18 protein-coding genes are annotated in these 18,125 nt (G+C 69.9%); 9 read left to right on the top strand and 9 right to left on the bottom strand.

Annotated elements, in window-relative coordinates:
* Positions 1 to 24: 24 nt before the first annotated feature.
* Positions 25 to 585 carry a MarR family winged helix-turn-helix transcriptional regulator gene (locus tag ACIPVN_RS11425; RefSeq protein WP_400442824.1) on the top strand — a complete coding sequence of 187 codons (561 nt, stop codon included), beginning with the start codon at positions 25 to 27 and terminating at the stop codon, positions 583 to 585.
* A 15-nt stretch (positions 586 to 600) separates the two neighbouring features.
* Here the strand turns inward: ACIPVN_RS11425 and ACIPVN_RS11430 are convergent, their stop codons facing one another.
* On the bottom strand, positions 601 to 2,007 hold the full coding sequence (locus tag ACIPVN_RS11430; RefSeq protein WP_400442825.1) for an MFS transporter: 1,407 nt from the start codon (positions 2,005 to 2,007) through the stop codon (positions 601 to 603).
* 129 nt (positions 2,008 to 2,136) lie between these two features.
* Here ACIPVN_RS11430 and ACIPVN_RS11435 point away from each other — a divergent pair, with 129 nt between their 5' ends.
* The gene (locus ACIPVN_RS11435; RefSeq protein WP_400442826.1) at positions 2,137 to 3,327 is read left to right on the top strand and encodes an MFS transporter; all 1,191 of its coding nucleotides are present in this window, start codon (positions 2,137 to 2,139) and stop codon (positions 3,325 to 3,327) included.
* A 196-nt stretch (positions 3,328 to 3,523) separates the two neighbouring features.
* On the opposite strand, the gene ACIPVN_RS11440 is transcribed toward ACIPVN_RS11435, so the two are convergent.
* Positions 3,524 to 4,438, bottom strand: a complete 915-nt coding sequence (locus ACIPVN_RS11440) for a helix-turn-helix domain-containing protein (protein WP_400442827.1) — start codon at positions 4,436 to 4,438, stop codon at positions 3,524 to 3,526.
* Between the two features lie 85 nt (positions 4,439 to 4,523).
* On the opposite strand from ACIPVN_RS11440, the gene ACIPVN_RS11445 reads away from it, so the two are divergent.
* Entirely contained in the window at positions 4,524 to 4,985 is a 462-nt protein-coding gene (locus tag ACIPVN_RS11445) for a DUF3817 domain-containing protein (protein WP_400442828.1), read from the top strand.
* A gap of 21 nt (positions 4,986 to 5,006) precedes the next feature.
* On the opposite strand, the gene ACIPVN_RS11450 is transcribed toward ACIPVN_RS11445, so the two are convergent.
* Together ACIPVN_RS11450 and ACIPVN_RS11455 are read right to left on the bottom strand one after the other, a co-directional pair.
* Positions 5,007 to 5,672 carry a hypothetical protein gene (locus ACIPVN_RS11450; RefSeq protein WP_400442829.1) on the bottom strand — a complete coding sequence of 222 codons (666 nt, stop codon included), beginning with the start codon at positions 5,670 to 5,672 and terminating at the stop codon, positions 5,007 to 5,009.
* 59 nt (positions 5,673 to 5,731) lie between these two features.
* A complete protein-coding gene (locus ACIPVN_RS11455; RefSeq protein ID WP_400442830.1) occupies positions 5,732 to 6,658 on the bottom strand; it encodes an NAD(P)/FAD-dependent oxidoreductase in 927 nt (308 codons plus the stop codon).
* A gap of 293 nt (positions 6,659 to 6,951) precedes the next feature.
* On the opposite strand from ACIPVN_RS11455, the gene dnaK reads away from it, so the two are divergent.
* From dnaK to ACIPVN_RS11480, 5 genes are read left to right on the top strand one after another with little or no spacing between them, the layout of a single operon-like run.
* Positions 6,952 to 8,817 (top strand): molecular chaperone DnaK, encoded by a 1,866-nt coding sequence (dnaK, locus tag ACIPVN_RS11460; RefSeq protein WP_400442831.1) that lies wholly within the window; start codon positions 6,952 to 6,954, stop codon positions 8,815 to 8,817.
* A 2-nt stretch (positions 8,818 to 8,819) separates the two neighbouring features.
* On the top strand, positions 8,820 to 9,479 hold the full coding sequence (locus ACIPVN_RS11465) for a nucleotide exchange factor GrpE (RefSeq protein ID WP_400442832.1): 660 nt from the start codon (positions 8,820 to 8,822) through the stop codon (positions 9,477 to 9,479).
* 7 nt (positions 9,480 to 9,486) lie between these two features.
* On the top strand, positions 9,487 to 10,473 hold the full coding sequence (locus ACIPVN_RS11470; RefSeq protein WP_400442833.1) for a DnaJ C-terminal domain-containing protein: 987 nt from the start codon (positions 9,487 to 9,489) through the stop codon (positions 10,471 to 10,473).
* A gap of 39 nt (positions 10,474 to 10,512) precedes the next feature.
* Positions 10,513 to 10,929 (top strand): heat shock protein transcriptional repressor HspR, encoded by a 417-nt coding sequence (locus tag ACIPVN_RS11475; protein WP_400442834.1) that lies wholly within the window; start codon positions 10,513 to 10,515, stop codon positions 10,927 to 10,929.
* Between the two features lie 54 nt (positions 10,930 to 10,983).
* The gene (locus tag ACIPVN_RS11480) at positions 10,984 to 11,646 is read left to right on the top strand and encodes a GntR family transcriptional regulator (protein ID WP_400442835.1); all 663 of its coding nucleotides are present in this window, start codon (positions 10,984 to 10,986) and stop codon (positions 11,644 to 11,646) included.
* 84 nt (positions 11,647 to 11,730) lie between these two features.
* Here the strand turns inward: ACIPVN_RS11480 and ACIPVN_RS11485 are convergent, their stop codons facing one another.
* The 5 genes from ACIPVN_RS11485 to ACIPVN_RS11505 all read right to left on the bottom strand — a co-directional run bounded on the left by ACIPVN_RS11485 (position 11,731) and on the right by ACIPVN_RS11505 (position 16,941).
* Entirely contained in the window at positions 11,731 to 13,035 is a 1,305-nt protein-coding gene (locus ACIPVN_RS11485; RefSeq protein ID WP_400442836.1) for a cytochrome P450, read from the bottom strand.
* A gap of 62 nt (positions 13,036 to 13,097) precedes the next feature.
* Complete coding sequence (locus ACIPVN_RS11490) at positions 13,098 to 13,514, bottom strand: ATP-binding protein (protein WP_400442837.1); 417 nt, start codon at positions 13,512 to 13,514, stop codon at positions 13,098 to 13,100.
* A complete protein-coding gene (locus ACIPVN_RS11495; RefSeq protein WP_400442838.1) occupies positions 13,504 to 13,836 on the bottom strand; it encodes an STAS domain-containing protein in 333 nt (110 codons plus the stop codon). The genes ACIPVN_RS11490 and ACIPVN_RS11495 overlap by 11 nt, the downstream gene beginning before the upstream one ends.
* Complete coding sequence (locus tag ACIPVN_RS11500; RefSeq protein WP_400442839.1) at positions 13,820 to 15,784, bottom strand: glycosyltransferase family 2 protein; 1,965 nt, start codon at positions 15,782 to 15,784, stop codon at positions 13,820 to 13,822. Before ACIPVN_RS11500 ends, ACIPVN_RS11495 begins: the two co-directional genes overlap by 17 nt.
* Entirely contained in the window at positions 15,781 to 16,941 is a 1,161-nt protein-coding gene (locus ACIPVN_RS11505) for a PP2C family protein-serine/threonine phosphatase (protein ID WP_400442840.1), read from the bottom strand. The genes ACIPVN_RS11500 and ACIPVN_RS11505 overlap by 4 nt, the downstream gene beginning before the upstream one ends.
* A 155-nt stretch (positions 16,942 to 17,096) precedes the next feature.
* Here ACIPVN_RS11505 and ACIPVN_RS11510 point away from each other — a divergent pair, with 155 nt between their 5' ends.
* A complete protein-coding gene (locus ACIPVN_RS11510) occupies positions 17,097 to 18,065 on the top strand; it encodes a tripartite tricarboxylate transporter substrate binding protein (RefSeq protein ID WP_400442841.1) in 969 nt (322 codons plus the stop codon).
* Positions 18,066 to 18,125 lie beyond the last annotated feature (60 nt).

The following is an 18,125-nucleotide window of genomic DNA, read 5'->3' on the forward strand; positions in this document are numbered from 1 at the left end:
TCAAGTCGCATGTAAAATCGATGTGTGAGCACCGAAGAGATCGACCCGGCCGAAGCGATCGCCCAGGCGCTGTCCCGTCTGCGCGGACGCCGGCCCGGCGACCGCGGCGACCGCGGGGGGCCGCACGACCACGGCCACGGCGGACCGCACGGCTGGCACGGTGGCCCGCGCGGGGGCGACCGCGGCGCGCCCTTCGGTCACGGACACCCCGGCATGCCCCCGTGGATGGGCGATCCCTCCGGACGCCTCGGCGGACCCGCGCGCATGCGGATGCTCGAAGCCCTCGCCGCGGCATCCGCGCCGCTCAGCGTGAGCGAACTCGGTGCCGCCATCGGCGTCGACCAACCGCGCGCCTCTCGGCTGGTGCAGCAGGGCGTCGACCACGGTTTCCTGCGGCGCGAAGCCGATCCCGATGATGCGCGTCGCACGCGCATCGCGCTCACCGACGAGGGCCGCAGCCTCGCTCGCGGCGTGCGGGGCGAGCGGCGTCAGATGCTCAGTGGCGCGCTCGCCGCGTTCAGCGACGAGGAGCGCACCGAGCTCGCCCGTCTTCTCACCAAGCTCGCCGACAACTGGCAGCGCTAGCCGGGGCAGACCCGGTCAGCGCGGAGCCTTCACCGGGAGCAGCAGCAGGAAGCCGATGATCAGCACGATCATGATGCCCAGGATGCCGAAGGCCGTCTGAGCCGTGAGCACGATGAGCAGCGTCCAGGCGCCCGAGGCCATCCAGCTCGCCGCGCGACCGGTCGTCGCGTAGAGGCCGAAGATCTCGCCCTCGCGCCCGGCCGGGGTGACCCGGGCGAGGAACGAACGCGCGGCGGCCTGCGCCGGCCCGACGAACGCGCACAGGATGAGTCCGCCGATCCAGAACACGATCGCCCCACCGTCGCGCAGCAAGAAGACCGCCATCCCCGCGACGACCATCGACCCGATCGACGCGAGAATGATGCGCTTGGGGCCGACGCGGTCATCGAGGCGCCCGGCGAGGATCGTCGATACCCCGGCGATGAGATTCGCGGCGATGCCGAAGATGATGATGTCGTCGGTCTCGAACCGGAACACCGCGGTGCCGATGATCGCCCCGAAGGCGAACACCCCGCCGAGACCGTCGCGGAAGACGGCGCTCGAGAGCAGGTACCAGAACGTCGGGCGCGTCTCGGGATCGCGGTAGAGACCGGCGACGTCCTTCACGAGCAGCGCGTAGGAGCGGAAGAATCCGACCTTCCGCTCCGGGCGGCCGAGCGAGGGCTCGGGCACGTTGAGGAAGATCGGGATGCTGAACACGATCGCCCACACCGCGCAGCCGACCGCGATCAGGCGGTAGACGAGACCGTTGTCGGTCGGCATCCCGAACCAGTCGACCGCGTTGAGGGCCACCACGATCACGAGTGCGATGATGCCGCCGAGGTAGCCGAAGCCCCAGCCGAGACCCGAGATGCGGCCGACGTTCCGGGGGTTGGCGATGCCGATGAGCATGGCGTTGGAGTTCACCGCCGCGATCTCCTGGAACACCGTCGCCGCCGAGATCAGCGCCACGCCCAGCCAGAACAGGCTCGGCACCGGCTCGACGAACCAGAGGCCGAGCATGCACAGGATGAGGGCGCCGGTACCGATGCCCAGCCAGAGCTTCTGGCGCCCCGCGGCATCCGCTCGCTGGCCCAGCACGGGGGCGAGCAGCAGGATCCCGAAGGCCGCGATCGTCGATCCCAGCCCGAGGCCCGAGGTCAGGTCGGCCTCGGCCGCCAGGCGCACCGGGTCGTTCTCGTCGAGGGCCGCGATGTCGGCGGGCAGGAACCCCTCGCCCACGAGGTACAGGGCGGTGAAGACGAAGGTCAGGATGACGGTGTTGAAGGGCTGCGTCGCCCAGTCCCACAGCGCCCACGAGAAGACCTGCTTCCCGGGGGCCGGCGTCTCGCCGCGCAGCTCGAGGCCGATGACGGCGACGGCGCCGCTGTTCGCCGTCGCGACCGGCTCGGGGACGCCGGGCGGGGGTTCGGGTGCGCTCATGAGTCGAAGTCTGGCCGCACCCGGTGAACGGGCGGTGACGGCGCGCCGTGCCGGAGAGCCCGGACGATCGGTCGGATGCCGTGGACGGGCGGTCGGGCGCGCAGCATCCGTCTGCACCAGGCTGGACGCATGACGATCACCTCCCCCGTGCCCACCACCGCCTCCGCCCCGGCCGGACGGATGCGCTACGGCGGGCTGATCGTCGTCATGCTCATGAGCTTCCTGCTCGTGACGGCGGAGTTCCTGCCCAACGGCGTGCTCACCGAGATGGCCACCGCGCTCGGCGTGACGCCCGGGCAGGCCGGTCAGACCGTCACGGTCACGGCGCTCGTCGGGTTCGTCGTCGCGCCGACCATCGGTCTCGTCTTCCCGCGCCTCGACCGTCGGTCGCTGCTGGTGTGGATGGCGCTCGCCGCCGCCGTCTCGAACCTCATCGTCGCGATCGCCCCGAACCTGATCATCGTGCTGCTCGCCCGGTTCCTGCTGGGGGCGGCGATCAGCGCCTTCTGGTCGATGTCGATCACCGTCGCCGCGCGCATCGCGGGGCCCGAGCGCCTCGGCCGCGCCGTGATGTTCACCGCCGCCGGCACCTCGCTCGCGACCGTGGCGGGTGTGCCGCTCGGCGTGATGCTCGCCGAGATCGTCGACTGGCGCACGGTGTTCGCGATCGCGGGCGTCGCCACCGGACTCCTCGCCATCGCCCTGCGTGCACTGCTGCCCTCGGTGCCCGCGGCGCAGGCATCGAGCATCCGTCTGCTGGTCGACACGATCCGTCTGCCGGGCATCGGACTCGGCCTGATCGGTCACGTCTTCGTCGTTCTCGGGCACTTCCTCGCCTACACGTACGTGCGGCTCGCGCTCGAGCGCATTCCCGATGCGGAGGCCACGACCATCGTCGTGCTGCTCGCGCTGTTCGGCGCCGGAGGCCTGATCGGCAACCTGGTCATCGGTTTCGTGATCGACAAGACCTTCGCGTTCTTCGCGGTGCTCGCGCCCGTGGTGATCGCCGTCTCGGTCGCCTCGATGCTGCTGCTGTCGGGCTCGGTCGTCGGGATCGCGGTCGTGGTGTTCGTCTGGGGCTTCTTCTTCGCCTCGTGGCTCATCGTGGTGAACACCTGGGTCGGGCATCGGATGCCGTCGCGCCTGGAGGCCGGCGGAAGTCTGGTGGTCGTCGGATTCCAGGGCGCCATCATGCTCGCAGCCGGACTTGGCGGATTCCTCGTCGACGGGGCCGGGGTCGAAGTCGCCTACGTGCTCGGGGCGTCGCTGCTGGTCGTCGGAGCCGTGCTGTTCGGACTCTCCAACCGCGTGCGCGGCTGAGTCCGACGGGCGACGGGCGACGGTTCGAGGGGGATCGTCGCCCGCCCTCCCGCACAACTTCGGAGTTTCAGAACGACGCGCCGCGCACGAGCGCGTTTCGACGGGGTGTCGGACCAGAACTCCGAAGTTGTGCCGTCTTCGGGAGTGGGAACGCGCGAAGGAGCGGGTACGCGAAAAGGCGGGCGGATGCCGCGGCCTACGCCGAGACCGGTGTGCGGTGCGCCAGGCGCCACGACGACGGCGTCATGCCGGTGCGCCGTCGGAAGGCGCGGCTGAACCCCTCGTCGGAGGCGTAGCCCAGCGCGCGGGAGATGTCGGAGACGGACCGCCCGGCGTCGAGCATCCGCTTGGCCTGATCGACGCGCACCTCGGTGACGTACTCGGCGGGGGAGCGGCCGATCGCGGTGCGGAACCGCTCCGCGAACGCCGAGCGCGACATCGCCCCGACGCCCGCGAGGCGCTCGACGGTCCAGTCGCGGCCGGGCTCGTCGTGGATCGCGTCGATCACGCGGTCGAGGAACGGGTCTCTCGACGCCTGCGGCCACCCGGCCGGCGCACAGCCGTTCTCGGCCCATGCGCGGATCACCGACAGGAACACGGTGGTCGCCATGAGCTTGCAGATCACCGGATCGGTGCGCCGGAGCGGGAACTGCGTCGGGTCGACGAGCCCCATGCTCGCGGCGAGCGTCGCAGCGGCGGGTTCGAGAGCATCGAAGCCCGTGACGGTCACGAGATCGGGCAGCAGGGCGAGCAGCGGGGATGTCGCGTCGGCGAGCTCGATGTCGAGCACGATGAGGGTGGTGTCGCCCTCGGCCTCGAGCGCGAAGGTCGAAGCGCCGCGTGTGAGGAACGCATCGCCGGCGACGAGCAGATCCCGCGGCGCGCCGACATCGACCGAGACCTCCTGCGAGAAGCGGTCGACGTCGAGACGGCAGCCGGCCTCGAGCGGCGGATGCCCCGACACCCCGCCCTCGGCGACGTAGACGAGCGTCATGGTGTCGGGGATCATCGGCAGCAACTCGCCCGAGGAGATCGGCACGCGGCGGGCGAAGCCCACGCGGAGGTCGACGCTCGCGAGCACGCGCGCGAGGGCATCCGCATCCACAGTCATGCTTTCGGCAACGCGGCCGCGCTCGGCCTTATTCCGCTCATAGGTGCCCCCGATACCCTGGAGCCACCCCCACCCGAGGAGTCCCGTGTTCCGTTCGCCCGACCGCCTGTACCGAGTTCTCGCGATCGCGGAGGCGATCACCTGGACCCTCCTGATCGGGGCGATCATCGCCCGCGCCGTCGGCGCCCCGGGCATCGTGGTGACGATCGGCGGGGGCATCCACGGATTCGTCTTCCTCGCCTACGGGGCGACGGCGCTGCTCGTCGCCGTCAATCAGCGTTGGCACGTCGGCGTGGCGATCCTCGCGGTTGCCAGCGCCGTGGTGCCGTACGCGACGATCCCGATGGAGATCTGGCTGCACCGCACCGGGCGCCTCGCGGGCGCCTGGCGCCTCGAGGCCACCGACGATCCGCGCGACCGCCGCTGGTACGACCGCCTGATGCGCTGGTTCCTGCGCCGGCCGGTCGTGCTCGTGCTGCTGCTCGCCGTGGCGATCGTCGCCCTCTATGTGATCCTGCTGCTCGCGGGCCCTCCCGGCGGCAAGTGAGCGCGCCCGATCCCGCCCGCCTCAGGGTGTGACGACGACGGAGTTGCGATCGGCGATCTCCGCGAGCACCGCGGCCGGGTCGCCGGTCGTGCAGTCGACGATGACGTACAGCCCGACGCCGACCTCGCTGAACGCGCGAGCCGCCATGATCCACGTGCGTCCGGTGTCCTGGCCGACCACCTGGCGGTTCTCGACCGCATCGTTGCCGCCGACCTGATAGCTGAACGCGCCCGTGGTCGCGTTCGGGGTGATGTCTCCGGGGGCTCCGCCGAGCACGGCGGCGATGACGGCATCCGACGTGGCGCTGTCGTCGCCGGCGACCTGCATGTCGGCGCCGATCGTGCCCTGCCAGAAGTGCGCGGTGCAGGAGCCGTCGACCGTCGCATAGCTCCAGTTGCCCTGCCCGTCGTCGGGCGAGGCCATCTCCCATCCGTCGTCGACGAGCAGTCCGTCGCCCCACTGGATGTAGGCGGTGGTCGGCAGGGAGAGGCCGTCGTCGAACGACATCGTGGTCGGGATGCCGTCGCTGGGCGCCGTGGTCGGCGAATCGTCCGGTGCGGGCGTGGTCGTGTCATCGGCGACGGGGGCGTCGGCGGGGATCTGCGCGTAGATGCATCCGCTCAGCGGGAGGAGGGCCGCGGCCACGACGACGGCGACGGCGAGGCGGGGCAGGGGCATCCGTGACATGCGCCTCAGCCTAATCCGCCCTGCACTCCCTGCGCAGGGGGAGGAATGCCCATCCGGCGTCAGTGCGACGTCGCGATCCCGAGTCCGTCGTGCACGATGACCGCCGCGACCCGCGCTCCCGCGCCGGCCGCGACGATCAGCTGCTGCGGGCCGGGCGCCGCTGCATCGCCGGCCGCGTAGATGCCCGGCACGTCGGTACGTCCGGAGCGATCGGTGAGCAGGTGGCCGGCGGCGTCGCGCGCCGGGTCGATGCCGTCGAGGAACGGCAGCGCGGCATCCCATTCCGGGCGGACGAAGCCGCCCTCGATGGCGACGGAGGTGCCGTCGGCGAGCCGCACGGCCTCGAGATGCCCGCGGTCGCCGATGAGCTCGACGATCGGATGCCGTCGCACCACCACTCCGGCGGCGCCGAGTCGGCCCTCCTCCTGCGGGGTCACGACCGCGGCTCCGTTCGTGAACACGGTGAGGCTCTCGGTCCAGCGCGAGATCAGTCGGGCGCGGTCGGCGAGGTCTGCCGTCTCGCCGATCAGGGCGAGCGTGCGCCCCTGCAGCTCCCACGCATCGCAGGCGGCGCAGCTGAAGAGGCTCATGCCGTAGAAGCCGCGCAGGTTCGGGACGTCGGGCAGCGTCTCGCGCAGCCCCGTCGCGAGAAGGACCGCCGGGGCGGATGCCGTGCCCGCGGGCTCGCGACGCCCGATCTCGGCCGAGAACCCGGCATCCGTCCGTCGCAGCGAGACCACCCGCACCCGCGAACGGATCTCGACGTTCGGATAGCCCGAGAGCTCCTCCCGGGCGAGTCGGCGCAGCTCGTGCGGCGCGATGCCGTCGCGCGTCAGGAATCCGTGCGAGGCGAGCGTGACGGCGTTGCGCGGCCGGTCGGCGTCGACCACGAGCACCCGCGCGAGCGAGCGGCCGAGGTTGAGGGCGGCCGAGAGTCCGGCGGGGCCGCCGCCGATGATGATCACGTCGTACTCGGTGTGGTCCACAGCATCCTCCTGACCTGCGTTCGTCGCGCACGCGGTCTCGGATGGGATGCGGCTGCGCCGCCCGGGCGACGCCGCTGCGAGCCGCACCGGGTAAGGCTCGCCTTACTCCATCCTGCCATGCGGTCCGCAGTCCCGGTCCGCAGGGGACGCAGAATCAAAGTTGAGCCAGTTCATATCAAGTTTGTTTGACAGTCATCGTCCGTCGATGTACAGTTGAGCCATCGCGACTCAGGTTTTCCTGGTCGCCGCAGATTTTCAGACCAACCATCGTCAGCAACACAAAGGAGAACAACATGGCACGTGCTGTGGGAATCGACCTCGGTACGACGAACTCCGTCGTCAGCGTCCTCGAGGGCGGCGAGCCGAAGGTCATCGCCAACGCCGAGGGCTTCCGCACCACCCCGTCGGTGGTCGCCTTCACGAAGGACGGCGAGGTGCTCGTCGGCGAGACCGCGAAGCGCCAGGCCGTCACGAACGTCGACCGCACCATCGCGTCGGTCAAGCGTCACATCGGTACCGACTGGACCTTCGACGTCGACGGCAAGAAGTGGACGCCGCAGGAGATCTCCGCGCGCATCCTCATGAAGCTCAAGCGCGACGCCGAGTCGTACCTGGGCGACACGGTGACCGACGCGGTCATCACCGTGCCCGCGTACTTCAACGACGCCGAGCGTCAGGCCACCAAGGAGGCCGGCGAGATCTCGGGCCTCAACGTGCTGCGCATCATCAACGAGCCCACCGCCGCGGCCCTCGCCTACGGCCTCGACAAGGGCAAGGAGGACGAGCTCATCCTCGTCTTCGACCTCGGTGGCGGAACGTTCGACGTCTCCCTGCTCGAAGTGGGCAAGGACGACGACTTCTCGACCATCCAGGTGCGCGCCACCGCCGGTGACAACCGCCTCGGTGGAGACGACTGGGACCAGCGCCTCGTCGACTACCTGATCTCGCAGTTCAAGTCGACGACCGGTGTCGACGTCTCGGGTGACAAGATCGCCCTGCAGCGCCTCAAGGAGGCCGCGGAGCAGGCGAAGAAGGAGCTGTCGTCCTCGACGAGCACCTCGATCAACCTCCCGTACCTCTCGCTCACCGACTCGGGCCCGGTCTCGCTCAGCGAGACCATCACCCGCGCGAAGTTCGAGGACCTCACGAAGGACCTGCTAGACCGCACCAAGAAGCCGTTCGAGGACGTCATCCGCGAAGCCGGCATCAAGGTCGCCGACATCGACCACATCGTGCTCGTCGGTGGGTCGACGCGTATGCCCGCCGTCGCCGAGCTCGTCAAGCGCGAGACCGGCAAGGAGGCGAACAAGGGCGTCAACCCGGACGAGGTCGTCGCCGTCGGCGCGGCTCTGCAGGCCGGTGTCCTGAAGGGCGAGCGCAAGGACGTCCTCCTCATCGACGTCACCCCGCTGAGCCTCGGCATCGAGACCAAGGGCGGAATGATGACGAAGCTCATCGACCGCAACACCGCGATCCCGACCAAGCGCAGCGAGACCTTCACCACGGCCGACGACAACCAGCCGTCCGTCGCGATCCAGGTCTTCCAGGGCGAGCGCGAGTTCACCCGCGACAACAAGCCGCTCGGAACCTTCGAGCTCACCGGAATCGCCCCGGCCCCCCGCGGCATCCCGCAGGTCGAGGTGACCTTCGACATCGACGCCAACGGCATCGTGCACGTGTCCGCCAAGGACAAGGGCACGGGCAAGGAGCAGTCGATGACGATCACCGGCGGCTCGTCGCTGTCGAAGGACGACATCGAGCGCATGGTGCGCGAGGCCGAGGAGAACGCTGCCGAGGACAAGAAGCGCCGTGAGGCCGCCGAGGTCCGCAACCAGGCCGAGACCCTCGCGTACTCGATCGACAAGCTGATCAAGGACAACGAGGACAAGCTCCCCGCCGATGTCAAGGAGTCGGTCCAGGCCGACGTCGACGCCCTCAAGACGGCTCTCGCCGGTGAGGACGACGAGGCCGTGAAGACGGCGTTCGACAAGCTCAACGAGTCGCAGACGAAGCTGGGCGAGGCGATCTACGCGCAGTCGCAGGCGGATGCCGCGGCCGGTGCTGCTCCCGAAGGTGACGCTCCTCAGGGCGACGCATCCTCCTCCGATGAGGATGTCATCGACGCCGAGGTCGTCGACGACGAGGACGAGAAGAAGTAATCATGGCTGACAAGGACTTCGAAGAGAACAACGGAGTCGCAGGCGAGGGGTCGGATGCTCAGGCATCCGGCCCCGCGCCGCAGAATCCGGACTCCACCGAGGCCGCAGCGGCCGAGGGCTCGGACGAGACGCCGGTCGACGCGATGGATTCGGTCGACGAGCCCGTCGAAGGGCTGACGGTCGACGACATCCTCGGCGCGACGCAGACCGGTGAGGCCGCGGCGGAGGACGCCGTGCTCGCCGACCTCGAGTCGACGCTGCTCAACGACCTCAAGCGCCTGCAGGCCGAGTACGCGAACTACCGTCGCCGCACCGAGGAGCAGAGGCAGGTCGAGATCGAGCGCGCGAAGGGCGAGGCCGTCAAGGGTCTGATCCCGGTGCTCGACGATCTCGATCGCGCCAGCCAGCACGGCGACCTCGTCGACGGCACCCCCTTCGCCGTGATCGCCGAGAAGGTGCGCGCGGTCGTGGAGCGACTCGGCGTCGTCTCGTACGGCGAGAAGGGCGAGGATTTCGACCCGCAGCGCCACGAGGCCATCTTCCAGCAGCCGACGCCCGGCGCGACGGCGACCACGATCCTCGAGGTCGTCGAGGTGGGATACCGCCTCGGAGACGTCGAGCTGCGTCCTGCGAAGGTCGTCGTCGCCGTCCCAGCGGAGTAGGTGATGCATGGCTAGCCAGGATTGGTTCGACAAGGACTTCTACAAGACCCTCGGGGTCTCGAAGGACGTGAGCGAGGCCGACCTCAAGAAGGCGTACCGAAAGCTCGCACGGAAGTACCACCCGGATTCCAACCAGGGTGATGCCAAGGCAGAGGCGACCTTCAAAGAGATCAGCGAGGCCTACTCGGTGCTCTCCGACGCCGAGCAGCGCAAGGAGTACGACGAGATCCGCGCCATGGGCTCGGGCGCCCGCTTCACGGCGGGCGGCTCGGGCGCCGGCGGGTTCGAAGACGTCTTCAGTCGCTTCGGCCAGGGGGGTCGCGGGCAGTCCGCCGACTTCGAGGACATCTTCGCGATGTTCAACCAGGGGCAGGGCGGAGGGGGCTTCGGCAACGGGCGCTTCGGTCAGACGAGCGGCGGATTCCGCGGCTTCGGCGGTCCGCAGCGCGGTGCCGACGTCACGGCTCGCACGACCCTCGACTTCGTCACCGCCGTGCAGGGAGAGACGATCTCACTGCAGGGCGACGACGGCAAGCCGTTCAAGGTGAAGATCCCGGCCGGGGTCGCCGACGGGCAGAAGATCCGTCTGCGCGGTCGCGGTCGGCCGTCGCCCGACGGCGGTGAGAGCGGCGACATCGTGGTGCAGATCTCGGTGCGCCCGCATCCGGTCTTCACGCGCGAGGGTCTCAACCTGCGCCTCGTCGTACCGGTGACCTTCACCGAGGCGACGCTCGGCGCGACCATCGAGGTCCCGACGCTGAGCGGCGACGTCGTCAAGCTCCGGGTCGCCCCCGGCACCCCTTCCGGGCGGGTGCTGCGGGTCAAGGGGCGCGGCGTGACGACCAGCAAGGGCACCGGCGATCTGCTCGCCGAGCTGCAGGTGGCCGTGCCGACGCATCTCGACGAGGCGGCGCGCGAGGCGCTCGAGAAGTTCCAGGCTCTGGAGCCGACCGAGAACCCCCGTGCCGAGCTCATGGCGAAGGCTCGGCGATGACGAGCATCCGCTCTTCGTACGCGAGGACGGGGGTGTCGGATGGATGCTGACACCCCGGTCTTCGCGATCGCCGTCGCGGCCGAGCTCGCGGGTATGCACCCGCAGACCCTGCGCCAGTACGACCGCATCGGACTGGTCACCCCCGGCCGCACGCGCGGCGGCTCCCGCCGATACTCGCACCGCAACATCGAGCAGCTCCGCGAGGTCGCACAGCTCTCGTCCGAGGGGGTCAGCCTGCCGGCGATCGCCCGCCTCCTCGACCTCGAGGACGAGAATCGGATGCTTCTCCGACGTGTCGCCGAACTCGAGGCGTCCCTCCGCACCGAACGCGAGAACCGCCCCGGGGTGCGGGTGTTCGCCGCCGGTTCGTCCGGTGTCGTACCGATGCCGTCGGGCCGCCGCATCCGCCGGTCCACCGAAGTGGTGCTCTGGAACCCTCGCGACAACCGCGGCTGACGCCTCTCTCGCCATCCACCTGTGTATCCTGTCAACTGTTAACAGGAGGTCGGCGTGACACAGATCGTCAAGCGGGCGGAGTCGCTCGGGGCCCAGGTCGCGCGAGTGCTGCGACAGCGCATCGTGCGCGGAGACCTCGCGCCGGGCACCCGCATCACCGAAGAGGCGCTGGCCGAAGAGTTCGACGTGAGCCGCGGCCCGATCCGCGACGCTCTCACGCAGCTCAGCTTCGAGAATCTCGTCGAGGTGCAGCGCCCGCGCGGCGTCTACATCACCGGTCTCACGAACGACGATGTCGACCAGCTCTACAGCCTGCGCGGCGCGCTCGAGCAGCTCGCCCTCTCGCGGGCGATGCGCGTCGACGACGCCTCGCGCTGGGCGCCGATGGCCGCCGCCGTCGGGCGCATGGGAGAGGCCGCGGATGCCGGTGATCATGCGGCTTTCGTGACCGCCGACCTCGACTTCCACTCGCAGATCTACGCGCTCGCCGACCACCCGCGGCTCGAGGGCGCGTGGAGTCAGTACCTGCCGACCTTCGCCGCGCTGCTCGAAGTCACGATCAACCACGACGAGGATCTGCACGAATCCTCGGGCGACCACCGCACGCTCATGGACGTCATGCGCACCGGCACCCCCGACGAGGCATCCGCCGTCCTCGCCGCGCACCTCGACGGCGCCCGCGATCGCATGCTCAGCGAGATCACCGCGCGGGTCTGACCTCGCCTTCGGCTTTCGAATCGCGCGCCGTGCGCTCCTCCGCCCGCCGCGGCGACGAGGTGCGTGACTCGAGCGCCGCCGGTGTCAGCCGCGGCGGTGGAAGGGGCAGCCGCGGACGCGTCCGCCGGACGCCGGCATCGTCGGGAGGCGGCGCAGATTCACCTCGAGCCCGTCGTCGAGGATCTCGACGCTTCGGTCGCTCAACGCGGAGACCGCAGCCGCGAGCCCCGCGATCGCGAGCTTCTCGCCGGGGCAGCGGTGCCCCGTGCGCGGATCCGCGCCGCCGTGCGGGATGAAGGTCTCGATCGCCTCGTAGTCGTCGATCCCGACGAACCGATCCGGAACGAAGTCCCCGGGGCGGTTCCACGACGCGGCATCCGTATTCGTGCCGAGGATGTCGAGCACGACCCGATCGCCCGCCTCCACCCGCTCGCCGTCGAGTTCGACATCCTCCGTCGCCCAGGCCGGAAGCATCGGCACGAACGGCGAGGTGCGGCGGATCTCCTGCGCGAACGCCGTGGCCAGCGGGCCGTCGGTCAGCGAACCACGCTCGGCCGCTTCGGTCGCGATGCGCCCGCGCCACTCGGGATGCTCGTGCAGTCGCTTCGCGGCGTAGGCGACGAACCGCGCCACGGCGATCATCGGCCGCAGCACGTTCTGCAGTTCGATGCCGGCGAGGCGCGGAGACAGCAGCACGCCGGTCTCGTCCCTGTGCCAGGCCCATTCGTGCAGGGCGGTGCCCTCGACGGTCTCGAGCTCGCCGAGCCGCACGGCCATGATGAGGTTCTCGGCGTGGCGATCGGACCATGCCCGGTTGAACTGCGCGCTGAGGAAGGCGAGGGAGTAGGGCGCACCGAATCCGTCGACGATCTGCGCGAGGCGCTCGGCCCACCGGGTCTTCGCCCGCGCCGTGCCCGGGAGTCCGGCCCAGCGCATGACGGCGCGGCCGAAGGCCCCGACCGCGGCGTCATAGGCGGAGCGGCGGCTCGTGCCGGCCGCCCACGCGTCGACCTCCGTCCGCCACTCGCGTTCGAGGTGCGGCGCGAGGCGCGCGACCTGCTCGTCCTCGTACGCGACATCGAGGAAGGTCGTCTTACGGTGGCGGTGCGTCGGGCCGTCGAGGCTGTGCACCGAGCCCTTCCCGAAAAGGGTGTTCTGCACGAAGGCGGGCATCGCGCCGTGCCGGGCGATGCGGTCGCCGTCGTAGAACAGCGATACCGCCTCGGCGCCGCGCACGAACAGCGCGGGCTTTCCCAGCAGGCGCATCCCGACGGCGCGAGCCCCCGGTTCCGTGCGCCTCCAGAGGTGCTCGCCGAGGCGGTAGCCGCGGGTGAGCAGGCCGATCGAATCGTCGTGCAGAGGGCGGGGAGTGCTCGATCGCGTCAGCATGCGTCCACTGTCGCCGGAGGGGTGCGCCGGCGATAGGGGCTTGCACGAAGGACAAAGCGTGCTTAGGGCGCGAGTCTCCGGCGCAGACGCCAGGTGTTTCCGCGGGCGTCGGAGTAGTGCCGCAACTCGTCGAGCGCGGCGGTGGAGAGCGCCAGGCCACGGCCGCTCTCGCTGTCGGCATCCGGCATCTCGACGCCGTCCCAGTCGATCTCCGCCGGCGGGGCGGTGTCGGTGAGGGTGGCGAGGAGGTCGTCCGGCGAGACGCGGATGTCGACGGTGAGGGCGACCCCGTCCGGATCGTCGGTGTGCTGCACCATGTTGGTCGCCACCTCGCTCACCGCGAGGGTGAACAGCGTGCGGTCCTGGTCGGCGACGTGGGGGGCATCCGTCCACAGCCCGTCGAGTGCGTCGAGGACGTGGTCGACGAGCTCGAGCCGGGCCGGCCCGTCGATGTGCACCGCGCGGGTCTCAGCGTCCATCGAACGCCGATTCCGGCGTCGGGTGGTCGCGCAGCACGCGGTCGAGGTTGGTGAGGTGCAGCACGGTCTGCACCGCCTCGGGCACGGCCGCGATGCGCAGGTCGCCACCGGCGACTCGCGCGCTCTTCAGCCCGCCCACGAGAGCGCCGAGTCCGGACGAGTCGACGAACAGCAGACCCGCCATGTCGATGACGATGTTCGATTCCCCCGCCGCGATGAGGTCGCTCACCGCGTTGCGCAGCAGCGGTGCTCCCGTCGCGGTGAGTCGACCGGCCAGGGCGATGACGGAGTAGCCGTCGCGGGTGTCAGTGTTCAGATCCATGGGGCTCTTTCTCGAGGACTCGGGCGGCCGGCCCACGGTAGCGGGCGGCTTGGATGATGACGCTCAGCACGACGAGGTCGTAGAGCACCCAGGCGGTGTTCACCAGTGTGCCTGTGCCGTCGGCGGTGCCGATGATGACGCGCGTCACGCCGATGATGAGGGCGATCGTCAGCACGACCATGGCCGTCAGCTGCGGCCAGATCTGCCGCCAGGGAACTCCTCGCGGATCGCGCCCGTCCTTGCGGGTCACGGCGAACGAGAGCGGGCGGCCCAGCACGACGTTGGCGAACGCGGTCCAGCAGGCGTTGATCCACACGGGGAACAGCGCGAGCGAGTACTGCTGGCCCCGCCAGGTTCTGAGGCCTCTCGCCACCACCAGGAACAGCACCTGGTTGACGACGAAGTACGGCAGGAATCGCGCGAAGAAGTCCACCGACCAGGCGGTGACCGGGAGGACGCCGAAGACGAGGTACACCACGGGGGCCGTGAGGTAGACGACGGCGGCGAAGCCGGCGAGGTAGCTCCACATCGTGGCGAAGTACATCAGTCGCTGCCCGATCGAGAGCCCGCGCTTGACGAGCGGGTTGTCGCGCAGCATGACCTGCAGCGTGCCCTGCGCCCAGCGGAGTCGCTGGGTCAGCATCGTGCGCAGATCCTCCGGCGCCAGCCCCTTCGCGAGGATCTCGTGGTGGTAGACGCTGCGCCAGCCGAGGGAGTGCAACTGCATCGCGGTCGCCATGTCCTCGGTGACCGAGATGGTCGCCAGGGGCAGGATCGGCTGGGCCTCGTCTGCGCGATCGAGGCGCAGGGCGTCGAGCAGCGCGCGAACGGTGTCGAGCGCGGTGATGGGGGAGAGGTCGGATGCCGCCAGTGCCGCGAGCCCTGCCTCGTCGACGACGATCGCATCGAGTTCGGCATCGTGCTCGATCGGCAGGGCGCCGAGTTCGGCGAGGTCGGCGCGGATGCCCGCGAGATCCTGCGCGACGAGGATGCGCGACGCGTCATCGACGGCCGCTCGCACCCGGTCGGCCACCTCGGCGACGGCGACGCCCGCCGCCAGGTCGCGGCGACCCTGGCGGATAACGATCTGCAGCGCGCGGAACTCGCGCGTCAAGTTCGCGTCGGCCGCCGCTTCGACCTCCGCCTCGATCATCGTCTCGGATGCCCGCAGGGCACGGGCGGCCGAATCGGTGACCTCGCGCACGTACCCGATGATGCCCAGCTGCATGAGCGCCTCGCGCCGGAGCACCGCGTTCGAGCCGCAGAAGAACGCGGCATTCCAGCCGTCCTTGCCCTGCTGGATCGGTCCGTAGAAGAGTGGCGCCTGGGCCCCGAGCGGATCCGCCTCGTCCACGTTCATGAACCACTGCGGCGTCTGGACGACGGCGACCTCCGGGTCGTCGGCGAAGTAGCCGAGGGTCCGGTGCAGGATCAGCGGGTCGGGGATCTGATCCGTGTCGAGGATGAGCAGGAACTCGCCGTCGGTCTGGAAGAGCGCACTGTTCAGGTTGCCGGCCTTGGCATGGCGGGGCTTGCCCGTCCAATCGTCCGTGCGGGTGAGGTACGACACCCCGGCGGCGCGTGCCGCCGCCTCGAGCTCCGGTCGGGAGCCGTCGTCGAGGATCCAGGTGGTGTGCGGGTAGGCGATGAGCTTGGCCGCTCGCGCGGTCGTCATGACGAGCTCGATCGGTTCGTCGTAGGTCGTGATGAAGACATCGACCGTTCCGCGCGGCTCGGAGACCGGGGCCGGCCTCTCCTTGGCGCGCCACATGGTCAGGCAGAACAGGAACGTGTCGATGAGGCTGTACGTCTCGGCGATCACGAGCGGCACCGCGATCCACCAGGCCGACCAGTTGACCGATTCGAGCCATCGCCAGGCCACGTAGTTCACACCGAGCAGCACCGACAGCAGTGCCAGGATGCGGATCGTGGCGAACCGCGCGGTCATCGGTCGCGCCTCACGACGATGACCGTGATGTCATCGGTCGCCGCTTCGGCGGTCGCCAGGCCCATCGCCTCGCGGATCGCCCCGTCCGGTCCGAGTTCCGTGAGTACCCGGTAGACGTGGGCGTACGGGTCGTCGGGATCCAGCACGTCGAGGAGCCCGTCGCTGCAGCACACGAAGGCATCGCCCGGCTCGAGCCGCGCGTTCCGGGGCTCGCGGATCTCGGGGGGCTGCAGGCCCATGCCCATGCCGAGGGGTAGGCTCGTCGATCGCAGGTGTTCCCACGAGCCGTCGGCGCGCAGGATGAACGCGAGGCTGTGGCCCGCATCGATGATGTCGAGATCGCCGGTCGTGGGCGACATCTCGGCGTGCACGGCGGTGACGAACATCGCCGTGTCGCCGAGGTCCTCTTCGAGCAGCCGGTCGACCTCGGCGATCGACGCGGCGAGCCCGCGTTCGGGCGCTGTGCGCAGCGAGGCCCGGACGCTCGCGGCGATGAGCGCCGGGCCGGTGCCCTTGCCCATCGCGTCGGCGAGGGTGATGCGCAGCGCCCCGTCGTGCATGCCGAGGTCGTAGAAATCGCCGGCGAGTGCGCCGCGGGAGACCGAACCGCCGGCGATCGTGTAGCCCGGCACCTGCGGATGCGCGTGCGGTCGGAGTGTGCTCTGGATGACCGCCGCATGATCGAGTTCGGCGTCGTTCGCCAGTTCGGACTGCACCCAGAACGCGAGGTCCCGCAGCAGGTCGAGTTGTGCGTCGGTCAGCGTGCGGGGCTCGGTGTCGAGCACGCACAGCGTGCCGATCGGCTCGCCTCCGGGGGCGTGCAGCGGATGCCCCGCATAGAAGCGCAGGTGCGGATCACCGCTCACGAACGGGTTGTCGGCGAAGAGATCGGTGAGCGCGGCATCCTCGACGACCACCGTGCGATCCTGTCGCACCGTGTAGTCGCAGAACGAGTCCTGTCGTGGGGCCTCGTCGGCGCCGAGCCCGATCTCGGTCTTGCGCCACTGTCGATCGCGGTCGATGAGCGAGACGCTCACCATCGGTACCCCGAACATCTCCTTGGCCAGTCGTGCTACTCGGTCCACGCGCTCGTCGCGCGGGGTGTCGAGGATCCCCAGTTCCTCGAGCGCTTCCTGTCGTCTTCGCTCGTCGAACATTCTCCGCCCTCCACGGTCCCCACCATCCTGGCATTCTGGAACTCGAACCGCACCTCTACTATCCACGTTCGTGCGACGAAGTGTTGACTGTTAACAGTCAACACTGTTAGCCTCGCGATGTCGACAACACGGTCGACCCACGTAGAGGAGCAAAGATGCCCCGCAAGCGCATCACCCGGGCGGCCGCCGCACTCGCCGCCCTCGCAGCCACCGCTCTCGTCGTCTCGGCCTGCACCAAGGTCGAGGAGGGCGAAGATGCCGCGTCGGCATTCCCCGAGAAGGACATCCGCCTGATCATCCAGGCCAACCCCGGCGGCGGATCCGACCTGTCGTCGCGCGCCCTCGCGACCGAGCTCGAGAAGATCCTCGGCGTCAGCGTCATCCCCGAGAACATGCCCGGTGCGGCCGGAGCCCTGGCCATGGAGTACGTCGGCTCGCAGGACGCCGACGGCTACGTGATCGGCTTCGCGCCCGTCGAGATCGCCATGCTCAACACCACCCAGGGTGCGAACGTGAACCCCTCGGACTTCGACCTGCTCGGCCAGATCATGCTCGCCCCCGGCGTCATCACGGTCGGCGCGAACAGCGGCATCGAGACCCTCGAAGACCTCGTCGCCCAGGCGAAGTCCGGCCCCGTCACCGTCGCCAACTCCGGCGCCGGCTCGATCTGGGAGGCCGCGACCGTCGGCCTCGGCACCGCGACCGACGCCGACTTCACCCCGGTTCCGTACGACGGCGGTGCGACGGCCGTCGCCGCCGCGGCGTCCGGCGAGACCGTCGCCGCCGTCTCGGGCCTGGGCGAAGCGCTCGCGCAGGGCGAGGCCGTGCGCATCCTCGCCGTCATGAACGACGAGCGCCACCCCGACGCCGAAGACGTCGAGACGGTCGAAGAGGCCATCGGCGACGAAGTCGTCTTCGGCGGCTGGGGCGGCATCTACGCCCCGCAGGGCCTGCCCGATGACGTGAAGTCGACGCTGGAGGCCGCGGTCAAGGAGGCCGTCGAGTCCGACAGCTACCAGAAGTTCCAGGCGGATGCCGGGAACCTCGTCGTCTACCGCGACTCGGCCGAGTGGACGACGTACGTCGACGACCAGTTCGCGCTGTTCCAGGACCTCCTGGGCTGAGAACACTCCTGCGGGGCCGGCGCGTGCCGGCCCCGCAGTGCTCCCCTCCAACGAAGGAGA

It is taken from the genome of Microbacterium sp. NPDC090003 (assembly GCF_044748385.1).
Classification (GTDB): Bacteria; Actinomycetota; Actinomycetes; order Actinomycetales; family Microbacteriaceae; genus Microbacterium.